General features: G+C 55.7%; 19 protein-coding genes and 1 pseudogene. All 20 read right to left on the reverse strand.

Translation table 11 applies throughout. The features are described 5' to 3' along the window. Positions 1 to 1227: pseudogene (locus Q2B33_RS18350) on the reverse strand (hypothetical protein); the annotation flags it as partial. Between the two features lie 12 nt (positions 1228 to 1239). Beyond that, positions 1240 to 1782 carry a putative phage tail protein gene (locus tag Q2B33_RS18355; protein WP_300571619.1) on the reverse strand — a complete coding sequence of 181 codons (543 nt, stop codon included), beginning with the start codon at positions 1780 to 1782 and terminating at the stop codon, positions 1240 to 1242. Then, on the reverse strand, positions 1779 to 2978 hold the full coding sequence (locus Q2B33_RS18360) for a baseplate J/gp47 family protein (RefSeq protein ID WP_300571621.1): 1200 nt from the start codon (positions 2976 to 2978) through the stop codon (positions 1779 to 1781). The genes Q2B33_RS18355 and Q2B33_RS18360 overlap by 4 nt, the downstream gene beginning before the upstream one ends. Next, positions 2978 to 3382 carry a DUF2634 domain-containing protein gene (locus tag Q2B33_RS18365; protein ID WP_300571623.1) on the reverse strand — a complete coding sequence of 135 codons (405 nt, stop codon included), beginning with the start codon at positions 3380 to 3382 and terminating at the stop codon, positions 2978 to 2980. Before Q2B33_RS18365 ends, Q2B33_RS18360 begins: the two co-directional genes overlap by 1 nt. Further along, on the reverse strand, positions 3379 to 3786 hold the full coding sequence (locus tag Q2B33_RS18370; protein ID WP_300571625.1) for a DUF2577 domain-containing protein: 408 nt from the start codon (positions 3784 to 3786) through the stop codon (positions 3379 to 3381). Before Q2B33_RS18370 ends, Q2B33_RS18365 begins: the two co-directional genes overlap by 4 nt. After that, positions 3770 to 4750 (reverse strand): hydrolase, encoded by a 981-nt coding sequence (locus Q2B33_RS18375; protein WP_300571627.1) that lies wholly within the window; start codon positions 4748 to 4750, stop codon positions 3770 to 3772. The genes Q2B33_RS18370 and Q2B33_RS18375 overlap by 17 nt, the downstream gene beginning before the upstream one ends. Positions 4751 to 4763: 13 nt before the next feature. Then, positions 4764 to 5453, reverse strand: coding sequence for a LysM peptidoglycan-binding domain-containing protein (locus Q2B33_RS18380; RefSeq protein ID WP_300571630.1), 690 nt, complete (start codon positions 5451 to 5453; stop codon positions 4764 to 4766). Continuing rightward, on the reverse strand, positions 5453 to 8050 hold the full coding sequence (locus tag Q2B33_RS18385) for a tape measure protein (protein ID WP_300784280.1): 2598 nt from the start codon (positions 8048 to 8050) through the stop codon (positions 5453 to 5455). The genes Q2B33_RS18380 and Q2B33_RS18385 overlap by 1 nt, the downstream gene beginning before the upstream one ends. Positions 8051 to 8251: 201 nt before the next feature. Then, positions 8252 to 8683, reverse strand: coding sequence for a hypothetical protein (locus Q2B33_RS18390; protein WP_300573874.1), 432 nt, complete (start codon positions 8681 to 8683; stop codon positions 8252 to 8254). A 34-nt stretch (positions 8684 to 8717) separates the two neighbouring features. After that, positions 8718 to 9200, reverse strand: a complete 483-nt coding sequence (locus Q2B33_RS18395) for a phage tail tube protein (RefSeq protein ID WP_300573877.1) — start codon at positions 9198 to 9200, stop codon at positions 8718 to 8720. 16 nt (positions 9201 to 9216) lie between these two features. Further along, positions 9217 to 10527, reverse strand: coding sequence for a phage tail sheath family protein (locus Q2B33_RS18400; RefSeq protein WP_300573880.1), 1311 nt, complete (start codon positions 10525 to 10527; stop codon positions 9217 to 9219). Between the two features lie 2 nt (positions 10528 to 10529). Further along, the gene (locus tag Q2B33_RS18405) at positions 10530 to 10736 is read right to left on the reverse strand and encodes a hypothetical protein (protein WP_300573882.1); all 207 of its coding nucleotides are present in this window, start codon (positions 10734 to 10736) and stop codon (positions 10530 to 10532) included. Positions 10737 to 10744: 8 nt separating this feature from the next. Next, on the reverse strand, positions 10745 to 11170 hold the full coding sequence (locus Q2B33_RS18410) for a DUF6838 family protein (RefSeq protein WP_300573884.1): 426 nt from the start codon (positions 11168 to 11170) through the stop codon (positions 10745 to 10747). Then, positions 11164 to 11697 carry an HK97 gp10 family phage protein gene (locus Q2B33_RS18415; RefSeq protein ID WP_300573886.1) on the reverse strand — a complete coding sequence of 178 codons (534 nt, stop codon included), beginning with the start codon at positions 11695 to 11697 and terminating at the stop codon, positions 11164 to 11166. The genes Q2B33_RS18410 and Q2B33_RS18415 overlap by 7 nt, the downstream gene beginning before the upstream one ends. Position 11698: 1 nt before the next feature. After that, complete coding sequence (locus Q2B33_RS18420; protein WP_300573888.1) at positions 11699 to 12076, reverse strand: hypothetical protein; 378 nt, start codon at positions 12074 to 12076, stop codon at positions 11699 to 11701. After that, on the reverse strand, positions 12052 to 12504 hold the full coding sequence (locus Q2B33_RS18425; protein ID WP_300573890.1) for a hypothetical protein: 453 nt from the start codon (positions 12502 to 12504) through the stop codon (positions 12052 to 12054). Before Q2B33_RS18425 ends, Q2B33_RS18420 begins: the two co-directional genes overlap by 25 nt. A 14-nt stretch (positions 12505 to 12518) precedes the next feature. Continuing rightward, the gene (locus Q2B33_RS18430) at positions 12519 to 13529 is read right to left on the reverse strand and encodes a major capsid protein (RefSeq protein WP_300573893.1); all 1011 of its coding nucleotides are present in this window, start codon (positions 13527 to 13529) and stop codon (positions 12519 to 12521) included. A 33-nt stretch (positions 13530 to 13562) separates the two neighbouring features. Further along, positions 13563 to 14180 carry a phage scaffolding protein gene (locus Q2B33_RS18435; protein ID WP_300573896.1) on the reverse strand — a complete coding sequence of 206 codons (618 nt, stop codon included), beginning with the start codon at positions 14178 to 14180 and terminating at the stop codon, positions 13563 to 13565. A 142-nt stretch (positions 14181 to 14322) separates the two neighbouring features. Beyond that, positions 14323 to 14502: a hypothetical protein gene (locus Q2B33_RS18440; RefSeq protein WP_300573899.1), complete on the reverse strand. Its 180-nt coding sequence runs from the start codon at positions 14500 to 14502 to the stop codon at positions 14323 to 14325. Continuing rightward, entirely contained in the window at positions 14495 to 15370 is an 876-nt protein-coding gene (locus Q2B33_RS18445) for a hypothetical protein (protein ID WP_300573902.1), read from the reverse strand. Before Q2B33_RS18445 ends, Q2B33_RS18440 begins: the two co-directional genes overlap by 8 nt. Positions 15371 to 15441: the final 71 nt, after the last annotated feature.

The following is a 15441-nucleotide window of genomic DNA, read 5'->3' on the forward strand; positions in this document are numbered from 1 at the left end:
GGAGCCAGTAAAACCGTTGATAAGGGTCAAATCGACCCTTATTCCCGTGTTTAGCGCATTAATCGCTCCAGTCACAGTCCCATCCCCAATCCCTGCAAGACTTGTGCCTCCCAGCAGCTTCCACAGATACCGCAAGTTCTTTACAGCGAGGGAGAACTTCCGCATTAGGCTGCTATGCTTTTCCCCAGATGCCACGACTCCGATGTCCGCCCATCCTGTCGGATTTGTGGCGTCTCCGCTGGAAAAGGTAACAGTATTATTTGCAGAGTCCCCAGTCTTTTCCATTTTGGCGCTCCACCCACTGATTAGGGTACTAGTGATTCCATCCAACACGGATTTATTGCCATGGGTATGCTTTTTGGTATTTGCGTCATTCCAATTTGTCCTCTCAGTAGGCGTTACGTGCTTCGTGGTATCCTTTGTATGGCTGTCAAACTCTGCCGCAGATGCCTTTTTGCCAATCGCCGCATCCAGCGCGTCCATGATGGTCTTATGCGCGGCAATCGCATCCGCCACTTCCTTCAACGTGTCCAAAGATTCTGGGGCTCCGTTTATCAAGCCCGCAATCTTTTGGTTGGTGTAAGCTGCCAGTTGCTGATATAGTTCATCCAGCGCCGCCTGCTGCGCTATGGACACCGGCTTATCCATGTCGGATGTGGAGTCAAGGCCTAGCTGCTCTGGCGTAACCTTATGCGGATTATTATAATCTTCGATATGGCCATCCAGATTCTCCGCATTGCTCTTTATTCCTCTTTCCAGTCGCTCCTTGGTCTCCTCAAAGTCATCATACGCCACATATAAGATACTCGGATTCGTGACCGCTATCTCTGCCACATCGGAAATGTTGAGCGTCAGTCGGATTCTCTTCCTCGTTGCCTCCACTCCCGTGGTGCTGACTATGTACTGCGCATCATCCCCGCAGTTGTCATATACATACAGTTTCTCGCCCTCATTGGTCATGACGATAATCCCTATCTCACGAAAATAGTAATCATATCCTACCTTTGGTATGTCCACTGTTATCGTGCACTTCCCATCTTCGGCCATATCTATCCTTAAATCCGTAATCTCGTACAGCTGGTGTACGAGCCCTTTCAGCGTCCGGAAATTGGCGGGAGGCCGCCCATCACCAACCACGACCGATCTTATTTCCATGCTGTTCGCAAGCTGTGCCGCATTCAAAGCGTTCTGCCCATCCACGGTCAGCGCCAATCCGTTCCATGCCATTTTCCGTCCCTCCTATCTCTGCTTCATCTCCAATATGTCCGCCTGTTCCATGAGCCCGCCGCCATATACCGTCAGGCCGGAGGTCACAGGCTCATATACAATGTCAACTACTATGTTCATCGGCACCATCGTCGCCAACAGGTACTTCAACTCCTCTACCTGGCTGTCGTCCGTGGAGTATACCACCACCAGAAGGCCATACCCATCCTCGAAGCCAGGATGCAAGGAGAAATTGTGCCTTCCGCCGAGCAGCTGCTCCAGCTTCGCGGCAAGCATCCTTATGGTATATGGGGACTCATTGTACCATCTGCTCAGGAGCCTTGTCCTGCGCATCTCAATCGTGTCCCTTTCATATGGCATGATGCCCAGCATACCCTCGAAGCGTGATATCCCCCATTCGTCAGCCGTGACGATGAATTCGTTCTTCAAGGCCCGGTCCGCCGCCTGCCATACAAGCGCAAACTCCGGATTCTCCGCCGTCAGGGCGATATTAATCTCCTTATAATCCGCTATGAATGGCGGAAGGTAGGAAACAAGATTGACCTCCCTTATCATCCGCTTACACCTCCAAGCACCGGGATTTCATATTCCCCCAATTCCAGGTTACCCCTTGCACCGTTGACCAAAGTCTCCTGGACATCGATGATACCGGGGACGTTCAGAATCCGGTTGTCGATCTGGCTTATCCTCACAACCAGGCTGGAAGCCTCCGCCCATCCTTTCCTGAGCTCCAGAAGATAGGCAGCGATGGCGTCTTCAATCGGGGCCTGGAGGCTCCCCCACCCATAGCCGGGCTCGAAAGTGATGTCCGTCCTGATATCCACTGTTCTCGCAGCCGCGCTCTCCACCCTCACCACATGGCCGATAGGCGCGAGCCCGAACCCCTCCCCCGCATTCACTTCCGGATCGATGGCAGCCTGGACCGCCTCGACAAGCGTTTCAGAAGCAGGCCCGAATTCTGAATCGATGATCGTCAGGAGCACCGTCCCTCCTATCGTAAGCTTCTTCTGCTTTGCGGCCTGGAAAACGGAATCCAGCCAATGCCGGACATCCCCGCTCAGCGTCCCCTTGATTCCGTCGTACCATGTCTCGACTCCCTCTTTCGGAATCATGTCGGCCGGAGAGACATCGCTGTTCCATACCCTTGTCACCTTCGTCCTGCCGACTCCTGGGATGGCATTCGTCTTTTCCAGATAGTCGGCCCGGTTCCCACCAAAGGCATTCTCGCGGAAGGAAGAGAAATACCTCTGCCGCAGCTCCTCCGTCCCCTCTTCATCCTCGCCCGGAATCAGGATCCCTGTCAGTTCAGCGCTCTGCAGCCCTTTTATATATTCCATGGGTATCATCGCGCCGAAAAACTGGTTCCCGGCCTTCCCGGCCGTCTCACACTCGACCTGGTATTCCCCATCGGCAATCTTCCCTCTTACGACATAATTCATATCGCCAATGTTGAACCGCTGCCCGGCCACATCAATGGACCCTGGAACGAACACGCCCTTCAGTACCGCCTTTGTCGCTTCACGGGGATGTATCCCCCTTTCCCTACAGCGCAGGATCAGGAACTCCCTGGAGGCCGTATCTCCGTATGCCTCCCTTAGAACAGAGTCCAGCTCGATGTACAGTATCTGCAGCTCTATGGCCGTAGGCGAATGGGTGTCCCAGATTACCGAGCCCTCCCGCTTATCGAACCGATCCGGCACGCGGGCCAGCATCCTCTGTAGAATCGCTTCATATGTAGTATCCTCATACATCAGAAATCCACCTCCCTGTCCGCCTGCACCTCCCCAAAGACGGTATGCGCCGTGAACGCCACATGCACGATGCCCTTCCGGGGGAAGTCGAACGCAAAGCCGTCCACGCTCTGGATCCTGTCGTCCCAGAGCAGCGCTTCCGAAATACGGCGCTTCAGTTCCGGGCATACATATGTCAACGGCTCGCCAAAGAGATCCATGAGCTCAATCCCATAGTTCCAGCTATACATGACATACTGGTAGCGCTCCGTCATGATAATCTTGAGGATTGCCTGCCTTACCGCCTCCAGCCCGTCCGTATATCCGCGGATGCGGTTCCCGTCCACCTGCATCCCATAAGTGAGGCTCGGCTGCTCCTCAATCTCGAAGTCCTTGTCCAAAAAGCCGACTGTTGATGGAATCATCCCTTGCCTCCTATCCGATCGACCACGATGAACTTCTGGCCCTCCTGCTGCCGGAGCAGTATCACCTGGTCGCCGGCCTCAAGCGCATTATGCATCATGAAGTTCTGTGTCCCCACGATTCCATGGACATGCGGGGGCGGGACGGCGGTCTCCCCGTCAGAAGGAAGGACCCCTTCCCCTGTCGTCCATTGCACAGTGACCGTCGTCATATAGTCTGTCACGTTCCTTGCCAGGACAAGCTGCTGCTCCCCCAGCACCATCTTCTGCTCCACATTTATCTTTAGCGGGGACTTCGAGACCACCTCCCCGAAATACACGTTTACCGGCTTAGACGATTCCCTTTCGTCCCGTGCCGCCCTCTTCATGGCCTCCACCAAACCGTTCGCGTCAGCCAACGAACTCACCTCCCCTAAGCGTCAGGTCCATCCAGTGCATGCTTTCCTTATATGTATGCCTGCAGCTCTCCACCAGCATGAAGTTCTTCAGCTTCATGTCCCCCAAATCGAGGTTCACTACGATCATGCTGCCAGCCCTCACCCGGTTGTCGCCCAGCACATTGGTGAGCTTCAGGTTGCGGGTCTTCTTGTTGTACAGCTTCAGCAGGGCATCTACCTTCGCCTGACCGTTCTCCCCCTTCTTCAGGGTATCGAAATACTGCAGTATCCCCCATCTGTTGATGTTCCCGGAATCCTGCGCGATATAGACCTCCCTGAACCCGGTCTCCTCATTGTCATAGGTCAGCTTCACCTTGTTGAAGGTATTGTCATCGATGGATGAGACGTAATCGAACGTCTCGCAGGTCTCCTCATCCACCATCAGATAGGCTCCCTGCCTCCCCACCGCCATGGAGGACAGATGCCTCAGGTCCAGCCTGCCGAAATCGTCGTACAGCACGAACATCTCCCCGGTATTCGTCAGGGTCAGGTCAAGGGCGTTCTGTATCATGTCAAAGAGGGACGAGTTCTCCTCCACCCTGGATTCGATTATGTACCCTGTATTTTCCAATACCCCAGTATTCAGCCCATAATCCGCGGCCAGCATCCGCAGGAACTGGTCTGCGGTCTTGTTCTCATACACTATGGTGTCCTTGTTCTTCAGATACCGTAGCTGGTCATAGGCGGTGACGGAGATGAGCTGTTCCTTCGACCTCTGCTGCTTGAACACAAAGCCGAAGAACACTTCTTCGCCATTCTCCTTCATCCTCACCGCGCTCCCTTCCGAAAAGTCCAGCACGTCATCCCTTAACACCTTAAAAGAGAGTTTTCCGGGAGCCCCCTTCCTTTCCGTCGTCCATTCAATCCCTTCCTCTACTGCAGGAAGATACGCCTTAGTCCCAAGCTCGTTCCCGATCAGCAGTTCAATGCCCATATGCACCTCCTTGTTAAACCGCCGGAATCGTCAGTACCTGCTTCGGATAGATCAGGTTCGGGTTCCCCCCGATCACGCTCCTGTTGGCATTATAGATTACCGTGTACTTGCCGCCGTTGCCATAGAACTTCTTTGCGATGTTCCAGAGGCAGTCCCCGCTTACGACCGTATAGGTCTGGGCTGTCGCCGGGGCGGGCGAGTTGGACGCCTCCCTCTGCGGCTCCACGCTGGCCTTTGGTTTCTGCATGTTGAAGGCGATGTTCACCGTCTTCGTCCCGTAGTCACGCCATTGCTTCAGCTTTATCTTCACCAGCACGTCGAACCCTTCCTCTGCATCCTCCTCGATTCTGTAGTCCTCCATGGACACCTTGATGTTCGTATCGAAAAGCTGCTTCCCGGTTGGACGCTTCCTGCATACGATGAACTGGAAAGGCTTCCTGTCCGTCTTCAGCGCCTCAAAGCAGTCCAGGAAGTAATCGGCCCCCTTGAATCCGGACTTGTAGACGGCGAAGGGATACTTTTCCTGTGGTATCCTGCACTCGAACTCGATGTCGGTCAGCCCCGCCTGCCTCAGGATGTTTATCTCCCCCTCGTTTATCAGGGTGGCCGTCTCGTTCGCATTGTTGATCTTCACCGTCAGCTTCGGGGGCGCTATGGGCAGCAGACACCTCCCCAAATAGAAATCATATCCGCTCTGGGCCATCAGCTATGCACCCCTTCCGTTGAAATGTCGATGGCTTCGTTCATCATGTCGGTCATGCCGGACATGACGCCATCCAGATCCATGCCGTTCTTTATCGTGTTGTGGTTCGTCTGCTCTATCTTGACCTCGGCGGTGGTGAACCGGTTGACAGCTTCCTGCTCCGCGATGTCCCGGAGATACTTCAGCTCCTCCCCGGTTATCTCCATGGAATCAGCCATGGCACCAGTGTTCCCCGCGATGTCCTCGACGCCGCTCCCAATCCCTTCCATCCCAGCGCCATAGCCGCTCAGATCCGCGTAGCTGCCTGCATCTGGGATATTGGTGTCGAACAGGGAGGCCGGGTCGAATTCCGCTATGCTCTCATCGATTCCTTTGCCGAAGGAGTACCCTGCGTCCCATGCCCCTTTATACTCGAACCGGCCTAAGTGCAGACTGGAGGCATCCATCTTCGCCATAATCTCCTCGCCCTGGCCGAAAGTCTCATCGACCCAGCCTCCCAGGGAGTCCCGCCATCCGGAGACTGCTCCCGCAAGGTTCGAGCCAAAAATCGCATCGATAGCGGATGCCAATGATTCCAGCAGGCCAAGGATGCAATCGACCAAATCGAAGAAAAGCCTCGCGATGGAACCAATCGGATCCGTGAACACATTCCCGAAAAAGTTCGCAAACGCGGCTATGAAGTTCCAGAGCACCGCGAAAATGTCAATCACAAAGTTAATCAGCGCGACAAAGAGGTTCCCGATGAAAGCAGCCGCCACCATGAACACGCCACAGATAGTCCCTGTTGCGGAGACGGAAGTTCCGGCAAATTTATTGACTGCTGCCACCGCGGCATAGAACAAGGCAATCAGGGCAATAATCAGGACGATTACCCAGACAATAGGGCAAGCGTACATCGCGGCATTGAGCCCGTTCTGGGCCGTCACCTCTGCCCACGTCGCTCCCGTCGTCGCCCAAATAGCAGCGGCGTGGATGCCTTCCCATACCGCCATGACACCCTTGGCCGCTGCGGAGCCGAGCTCCAAACCTTTCGTGATGGCAAGGTAGGCACCGTATACTGCCAGGGCCCCCGCCACGCCGTAGATGATGGGCGACAGCCAGGACCAGTTGTCTGCCAGGAGCTGCGCCCCGGCGATGAGCAGGTCGAAGACTTCCAACGCAAGCCCCGCCACCACCGACAGCGCCGTGATGGCGTTGTCCACGATGCCCTGAAATGCCTCGCTGTTCCCTATCTCGTTCATCCGTTCAAGCACAGGCTGGAAGGCCATCAGGGCATGGTTCTCAAAGGATGTCCATATCTGCTCGAATGTCATCGGCATGCTTTCGAACTTCGCATTGGTCTCATCTGCCGTGGCAAACATGGCCGCCTTGACGATGTCGGCGGTAATCATCCCTTCCGCCGCCATGTCCTTCAGCTCCCCTTTCGGCACTTCCAGGTAGTCCGCGATCGCCTGTATGATGTTCGGTGCCTGCTCCAGGATGCTGTTGTACTCCTCCCCGCGGAGGACACCGGAGCCCATGGCCTGAGTAAGCTGCAGCATGGCCGCATCGATGCCCGCCGCCTCCGTCCCGGCAATCCGGAACTGCTTGTTCACCTGCTCCATGAATGCTATGGTCTCTTCCGAGCTGCTGAAAGCGTCCCCGGCCATGAGCCCCAGCTTCGAGACCGCATCCGCCGTCGCCTGATAGCTGCCCCTCGCCCGTTCCGCGGAAAGGAATATCATGTCCTGCAGCTCCTGCGTGGTCTGTAGCCCATCGTTCATCATGTCCAGGCGTGCCGTGGTGGAGACCAACTGGTCAGACAGGCCCATTGCGTTCGAAAGGGTATGGAGCGTGGCATAGGCAGCCACCGCTCCCCTGATGGCCCCCATCAGCCCATTCGCCCTGTCCGTGCCCGCCTCAATCTCCTGGTTCAGGCGCCCCTGCTCGTCCACATTGTCCCGGATATGTCTCTCCGTATCCCCTATGACCTGGTTGAGCCTCAGATAGGACTCGTTCGCCGCCTGGACGTCCATGTCGTCCATGGCCCGGCTAAGGTTCTGCTGCTCCCTGAGCGCCTGCCCAAACTGTCCCCTCAGCATCTCCAGCTCCGCGATTGCTGCATCCGTCCCCAGGTTCATCGGGTTGCCCTCTATCTGCTGGATGCGCCCCCGTATGCTGTCGATCCTGACCGCCATCCGGTTCAGATCCTGGAAAGCTTCCGGCGGGAATATGCTCGTGTTGTACGCCTGCCTGGCAATGGCATCCTGGGTGCCGCACAGCCGTTCAAGCATGGCGTCCGTGCTCTGGACCTCCTGTCGGAACCGGCCTATCCCGCTTCCATCGAACACATCCAGGGCCGGGGACTGCCAGCTCACAGCCGGGGCTATCTCAGAGGGATCCACCCTGTCCATGGCCGCGACCAGCTCCTGGACGGACATGGTCGCCTGGTTTATGGAATCCCGCGCCGCCTGGAAAGCGCTGCCATCGACAGGAGAATCCATGGCACCCTGCAAGTCCTCCATTGCGGAAAGCCCCAGGTTCACGGAATCGATCACATGGTACAGGATGCCTGTGAAATTGTCCTGCAGCTCGATCGCAGTCCTTATGCCCCCCATGCCGTCACCGTCCTTTCTTCCCTTTCTTCGCTTTCCGCTTCATCTCCTTCTCTTTTTCCCTGTCATTCTTCATCTTCAACTTGACCGCGGCCACCACAAAGGCTTTCTCAGGTTCGTCCAGTCCAAGGAAAACAGAAGGCAATATGTGCAGCTTCAGGAGGGCATAGTAGGCAAAGTTCGCCTCCCAATCCCCTCCCTCGATCAGTTTTTTGCTTCGTCCACCTTATCCTCAAAGGATACATTGAATCCCTGGAACCTCTGGACGAAGCTGGCCAGGTCATTATACTCCCCGGGATCATCGACCATGGCCAGCAGCAGCTCCTCCGGAGTCGCCACGCCATAGGAATCCTGCAGCTCCTTATCGTACAGATCGGGCACCACCACGGAAGCGGCGATCATGCGCCGGATATACAGGCCGGACTTGATCTTCTGCCGGAACAGGTTGGGCTTGCCGGTCACCTGCACTTCAACCGTACAGTCATCCCGGATGTTCTCATTCTCTTTCGAGGTGATATGCCTCAACTCCCATTCAAGGGGTTTGCCGTCTTCATCGCAGAGGGACTTAGTGGCGGCATAGAACCCGTTCTTCTTCTCCACCTTGTTTTGCTTCATGAACTTGCTGAACTTAGACATCTTGCATCCTCCTTATATTCTGTTTGGATCCTGATCAATTGGTAAGAAAGCCCTCCAGGTCCCTGAACGCTTCCGGCATCTTGAAATCCTCAAAAGTGAAATCCATATCTTCATCCAGGTACTCCCCGTCCGCATCGAACTTCGCAAGGACGCCTCCGTCGATGTTGCAGTCCATCAGGATCATGGTCTGCCGTCCCACCGAGGAAGTCCTATCCTCATTGGAGATCTGAATCTCGAAATAGACATCTTCCCCCGTCTCCTTGTACTGGAGCATCATCTGCCGGAAGACCGATGTGTTGTAGTGGAACGTCGCGCTCCCAGTGCCCTTCCAGCCGGAAGCCTTGTTCCCCTTTCCCGTCTTTCCCAAAATCGGCACTTCGGTCTTGTTCTTCTCGAACTTTGCTTCCAGGTTGATTGCCTGCATGAAGTTATATCGCCGCGTCCCTATCGTGACGAAGCACTCTGCCAGCCCTGCGAACACGGTATCCTTCGCTTTCATCACTACATTGCCGTTCATCTCGTCTCCCCCCTTTCTACGCCACCGTGACGGTCATGTACAGCTTGCCCATGGCATTCACGACGGTCACGGAGTCTGCCACGACCACCGATTTCTTTGTCTCCCCCTGTGCCACCGTCACATCCGCATCGGAGAAGTCCTCAATGGCCCTGATTTCCTGAAGCTGCTCATGGTGCTTGACGATGTCGGACCAGAGGGAGATGCGCCCTGCGGCATCATTGGGCACGACGCCAAGGTACTTCGTGTTGAAAAGCATCGCGATGTCGTTGCCAATCTGGTCGATTACCCGGACTGTCTGGTTGTCCTTGAAGATGTCCCCCATAGTGTCGGAGACAGTCACCATGGTGTTGACATCCTCGAGCACCCGGACATCGGTCCCTACAAGGTGGAAAGTGAATTTCCCTGCCTTGATTGCAGCTTTTAGCTGGCTCTGCGTATACGGGGTGTCAACGGTGAACCCTCCGTCGTACTTCCTGTTCTGGTTGCTCTTGTTGACCGCGCAGCCTGCGGAGGCACCCGTCACCCAGTACACGAGGCCCGCCTCGCTCCAGCCCTCGTCCAGGACCTTGTTGTTCACGCTGATGACGCCCATGAAGTCGGCCTTTGCATAATCATAGAGCACAAGCTGGAACTTCACGCCCATCTCGTCGCGCAGCCGCTTATTGTAGGCCGCATACAGCGACTTCGTGGTATCGTCCGTCACGGCGGCTCCCATAGTGTTGAAGGCATAGGACTCGGCCTTGTCAAGATATGCCTGATGGTCCTCCCCGCTCACCGTTCCGTTCTCCCCACCTGTCAGGGGGACTGCGGCTGCCGCTTCCAGCGTAATCCCCAGTTTCCATTTCAGGAACCTGTTGTCCGCCAGCTCCGCCGCCTGCGATACGGTCTGCTCGTCCACTGCCTCCGTCCCCAAGATAGTCTTGACATCGAAGAGCGTCTCGTCATCAGCGTTCACCTGCACCGCAACCTTCAGGTCATTGCCCCGCACCCCGCAATAGCGGGCCTCCGCAAGGCTGTTGCCCGCTTTCTTGCCTCCGCCATTCAGGCGGTATGCATAAAGGGTATGCGTGTTCAGGAACAGATCCCGGAGCCCTCTCAGCTTATCGCTGGTGTACTCATAGCCAAATATCTCCGTGCTGTTCTTCTGGAAATCCCCGTTCGTCACTTCAAAGATCTCCCCTTCCCTGCCCCAGTCCAGTTCAAGGGCCATCGTCGCGATACCTCTTCCGGAAAGGGCCGCAGTCGCAGCGGACTTCGAGACGAAGTTCATATATGCGCCCGGCAGTTCCTTGTTCTGTGCCACAAAAGTGCCTCCACCTAAAGCCATCCCTATCTCACCTTACCTTTCATATACCTTTCGATTTTCTCCTCCACGGCTCCCCCTGTATAGAGCTCTCCAGCCTCAAGAAGGGCCTCCAGGGCATCCCTTCTCTCCCGGAAGCGTGCCGAAGCGATCAACTGCTCCTTCGAGAACCTGTTCTCCGTTTCCCTGCCGCTCTCCGGCGGCGCTTCCGACGGCTTCTTCTTTCCCGCCATCCAATCACCTATCCTTTCACATGGGTTTCGGAAGAGACCTCCTCCATCATCGGGATGGCCTCTCCCCGCCTATAGACAAAGCAGTCATAGTTCACGAAGAAGTTCAGGACACCGTCCACCACTTTTCCGCTCATCTTCGTCCCCATCATGGGCCCGTCCACGTCTATGTACTCCAGACAGAGTTCCATCCGCTCCAGGACCTCATAGCATTCCCGGTTCCTGTCGTCTTCCGACAACGGGAAATATTGGATGCAGAACTGGTTCTGCCTGAAATGTCTCTTCCCCAGGAAAAGCCTGTCCGTAGGGTTCAGGCATTGGATGAAGAAAGTGTGGCCGCCCATGTCCTGGGATATCTCCTCGATATAAATCTCGTATCCGTCGCCAAATTCAGCATCCAGGGCGACGCTGATGGCTTCCATGATTGTATTCAACACTTCATGGCACCTCCCAGGAACTCCCTGATCCTTTTTTCCAGGATCTGCGGGGCGATGGTCTGCAGATCCTGCTCTGATATGGTCATCATGAAATGCCCCCTGACCCATCCCTTATGGTTGGCTGTCCTATGCCCATACTCGACATAGCTAGCGTACTCCACCAGGTTCACGATTTCGATGGCATAGGTGTCCCCCCAATGGTGGACCGGCAGCGAATCAGCATATCCTCTTGCAGGGCCTCCGGCTGTCCATCCCCGCCTCAACGTGCCGCCTTTCTTTACGGTGGCCCGCTTGACCTTGCCTTTGTTCTTCCCGGCTTTGTATCTCACATGGCTGCCGTCCGCATCCGTCACATAGCTCTTTCCATACTCGCCTACTGGCGTGCGCTTCACCACCATGCGCAGCAGACGGGCCGCAAGCTCCTTCGCGCATGCCTGTAGGAACATGTCCGTCTGCCTGTCCAGCTCGCTCAGGCCCTTCTGCAGCTCCTTCATGCCTGATACGTCAAACCTTCCCATATTCCCCATGTCATGCCCACCTTTCAAACAGCTCCAGGACAATCTCCTGGTGCGTGGAATAGACCGCGGGGACGCCGCTGCATTTATAGTCCGCAGTGACGCCGTCCTGCGACACCGTCACCTTCGACCCTGGCCTGACCGTGGCCTCAGGTGCCAGGAACAGCTTGATGACCTGCGCGATGCTGGCCGCTGATTCCGTCTGCTGCGCAGGGTTCGACTGCTTGAAGGAAAGCCTGCAGGGCTGCCCCTCCAGGACCACGCTGTCGGCATACGTCACGAGCTTCGACGCCCCGCCCTTCACCTTCTGGTGCTCGGTCACCGTGCAGGTTCCCGTATACATCCTTTCTATGGCCCTGCGAGCCTTCAGGACCTGAGCCTTCGATAGCATTTCAGCTGCTCCTTTCCGGACTGCATCATCACTCCCAGCAAGGCATCCATCCGGGCCTCGTCGGATGCGCCCTTGTCAAAGTCCACCTTCACGTCACCTTCAGACAAGGACGTGAGGATCCCGGACAGGTCAATCCCTTCAATCTCCAGCCTGCCAGACTGCTTCAGGCCATACAGGAAATGCCCGCATGACCTGTCGCAGAACATGGGGTACAGGCCCTTCGGAACCGCATCGATGTGGCAGTAGTCCAGCACCTCCTGTTCCGCTTTCCTGATGCTGAACGCCAGGTTCCAAAGACCGACCGCGTCCCATTGCATGTATCCGACGGCCTCCAGCCTCCTGACGGCCATCCGGCAGAAGGCCTCTGGCAGCGAGGAGCCCATGCACTCCAGGTTCTCACGTACTTCCGTCAGGTTCCCTTCTTCCATCCGATATCCTTTCCTCAGGCGACCTTATGCCTGATCGCCACGATGCGGAGCTGCTTGCTCTCATACACCGGCTTCCAGTTCGCCGCCATCGCCAGCTCCTCGCGGGTAGGCGTCTCCACATGCTCCCTGACCGCCCCTGTATAGGCGATCCCGCGGGGATGCAGGATGAAGGCCTTCCGGTTGATCAGGTAGTCGATGCCCGCGCCCGTCTGCTTGTCGCGGTCCATCTCTGTGGCCACATGCCCCACAGGAGAGCCGTTCCCCATGGCCACCGCTCCGTTGCCGAACAGGTACGTGGTGTACACGCCGTCCTTGTCCACCGGACAGCCGTCGTCCACCGTGACGCGCCTCCCCTGGTAGGTGTCGAACTCCACGTTGTTGGAGCTCCTCTGGGTCTCGATCAGCTCCTTCTTCTTCAGGTAGCTCTTCGTGGCGGAATGCATGACCAGCCCCGTCAACTGGCTCTGGGCGTCCCCCAGGAGCTGGCAGGCGTCGATGATGGCCGCCGCGCTGATCAGCTTGCCCTCCGCCTTGGTCGAGGATGCCAGGTCCAGGATATGGTCCTGCATCCGGGTCTCCGCCACCTTGGTGCCGTCTTCGGAAGCGGGCACCGTCCCGAACACCCCCGTCAGCAGCGCGATCAGCTCCTTCTGCATGTCCCGCGCCCAGAACGCCGCCACTAGGTCGCCGATGGCCTTCATCGGGTCGGAGCCTGCCAGCGCTGCCGCCAGGTTGGACGATGCCCACATCTTCTGCCGGAAGATGGTGGTGGACACGTCCTTGTTGGACCCAATCTTCGCCGGGGTCATCTTCTTGTCTTCCAGGGTAGGCTCGGATTCCCCGTTCAGGTCCTCGAAGAACGGCATGTTGTGTGTCCTGGCTGCCTCGCTGGCCAGCCTGTCGAACTCCGCGTTGTTGGTCACGATGCCGCACTGGAACAGCGCGGACAGCTCCATCGTCCTGTTGATGACATAGGGATTGAAGAGCTCCGGCACGATTACGTCCGCGATTTTTGTGATTGCCATGTCTTTTTACCTTCCTTTCCTGATTCTTTCTTCTTAGATTTTCACCCCGGCTACAGCGGCCATCTCCCTGGCCTGTGCCGGGTTCTCCCGCAGCAGCCTCCCCTGCTCCGTCAGGTTGAACGTATCCTTTGCGAAAGGGTTCACCGTCCCGCCTCCACCGCCGCCTGCGGGGTCGTATCCCTGGCCGGAAGCGTTGGGCTTGAACAGGAAGCCCTTCGCCTCCCGGATGGACTTCAGCTGCTCCTCCAGCCCCGCCACCTTGCCGTCCTCAGACAGGACCAGCTTCGAGCGGTCGAACAGGGCCGCGGCCATGTCCTCGTCATGCACCTTCCCGGCCACGGCGAGCTTTATGGCATTCGTGAGGCGCAGCTCCTTCATCTCGTCCGCATGCTTCTTCGCGTCCTCCTTGTTGGCCTTCTGGAGCTCCTCGATCTGCTTCTTCAGGTCTGCGCTGTCTCCGCTGGACTTCCGCAGCTCCTCCAGCTGCTGGTCGCGGTCGGCGACCGACTGCTTCAGGGACTTGTTCTCGGCATTTACTGTGTTTAGCTGCTCCTTTGTGGCATACCCCTCCAGTTCCTTCAGGGATGCCGCCTCCGCCTTGGCCGCCAGCTCCTCGCTGATGCCCAGGGCAACAAATTCCTCTTTCTTCATTGCCTCTCCTTTCCCCTGTTCTTTTATGCCTGCCAGGAAAAGGCATGAAAAAAGCATCTGTTTCCAGACGCTTTTCCTTACATTCCCATCTCTTCTCACTTACTAAAAAACACCGCCGTTCAGGCAGTGTTTCCAGTAATTTTTAATATGTCCCCTCCCCTGACAGATACCCCGAATCATACACATCCGTCTTTTCAGAGACACATCTGTCTATCATTTCAATTACTTCACCCTCTCCGACCCCCGACATCGCCGCCATAGGGAAAGAATCGTCAAAGGTGTCATAATATCTGTTCAATGCGTTCAGTAACTGTTCACTCACTTACCTTCACCTCTTTCAGAATATTCAGCATTGCCTGATAGCTGTTAGGAAGATACTTTTTCACATACTCCAAGCTTTCACCACCACACACTTCCGCACTCATGATATTAGCCCATGCCTCAGATGCCGCTTCATACTGTCTGCATATAGACTTGACCTTTGACTGGTTGCTTGCATCCAAGCCCAAATCATTATATGCCTGTTGCAGCTTCTTTTTCAGAGAGCCTTTCAGCACCTTATCCATGTAGTCAACTGCTACATATTTGCGGTTATAGTATTTTTCGCCGTGCCCCCAGCATAACCTTGACTTGGTAAATAAACCATCAATGGCATCCTGCACCCCACTGCTTGCATTATGCGCAATCAGGTCAGCTTTTTCGTCTGCTGTCATGATGCTCTTGATATGTACCTTGTCGTTTCGCATCGCGGCAAGAAATTCATCACTGGAACTTACAACTTTTTTAAATGTACTGTCCAATCCAGTAGCTTTCTTTACTGCCTCTATTTCCTTGAAGTGTATGCCGTCAAACTCGGCCTTGTCATCAAAGAAATGCCCATATTCATGCGCCAATGTGCCATATTTATCCATATCGGCATATTGGGGGTATGTGAAATTCAGGGTAATAGATGCTGGTTGATATGCCCCACTTTGGGCCGTCAGACTCACTTTTGTAATTCTATCCGCGTATTCACTATACAACCTGATGATATCTTCATTGCCGTGATTCCTGATAATACTCAGATACTCCTGGTATTCTGTTTCAGTCATGCCGGACTGTTTCAGTTTGTTCAGTTCCTTGACTTCCGGCTTTTTCTTCATTATATCATCAGGGCCAATCCCTTGCAAGCCTGATTTATCGCCTTCCACAAAGGCTTTTTCCCACTCGTTACAATTCACGGCCTAGCCGATTAGGATTTCTAGAATTTCTGAGTTTTCAT

Source organism: uncultured Acetatifactor sp. (genome assembly GCF_948601915.1).
In the GTDB taxonomy this organism is placed as follows: Bacteria; Bacillota; Clostridia; order Lachnospirales; family Lachnospiraceae; genus Acetatifactor.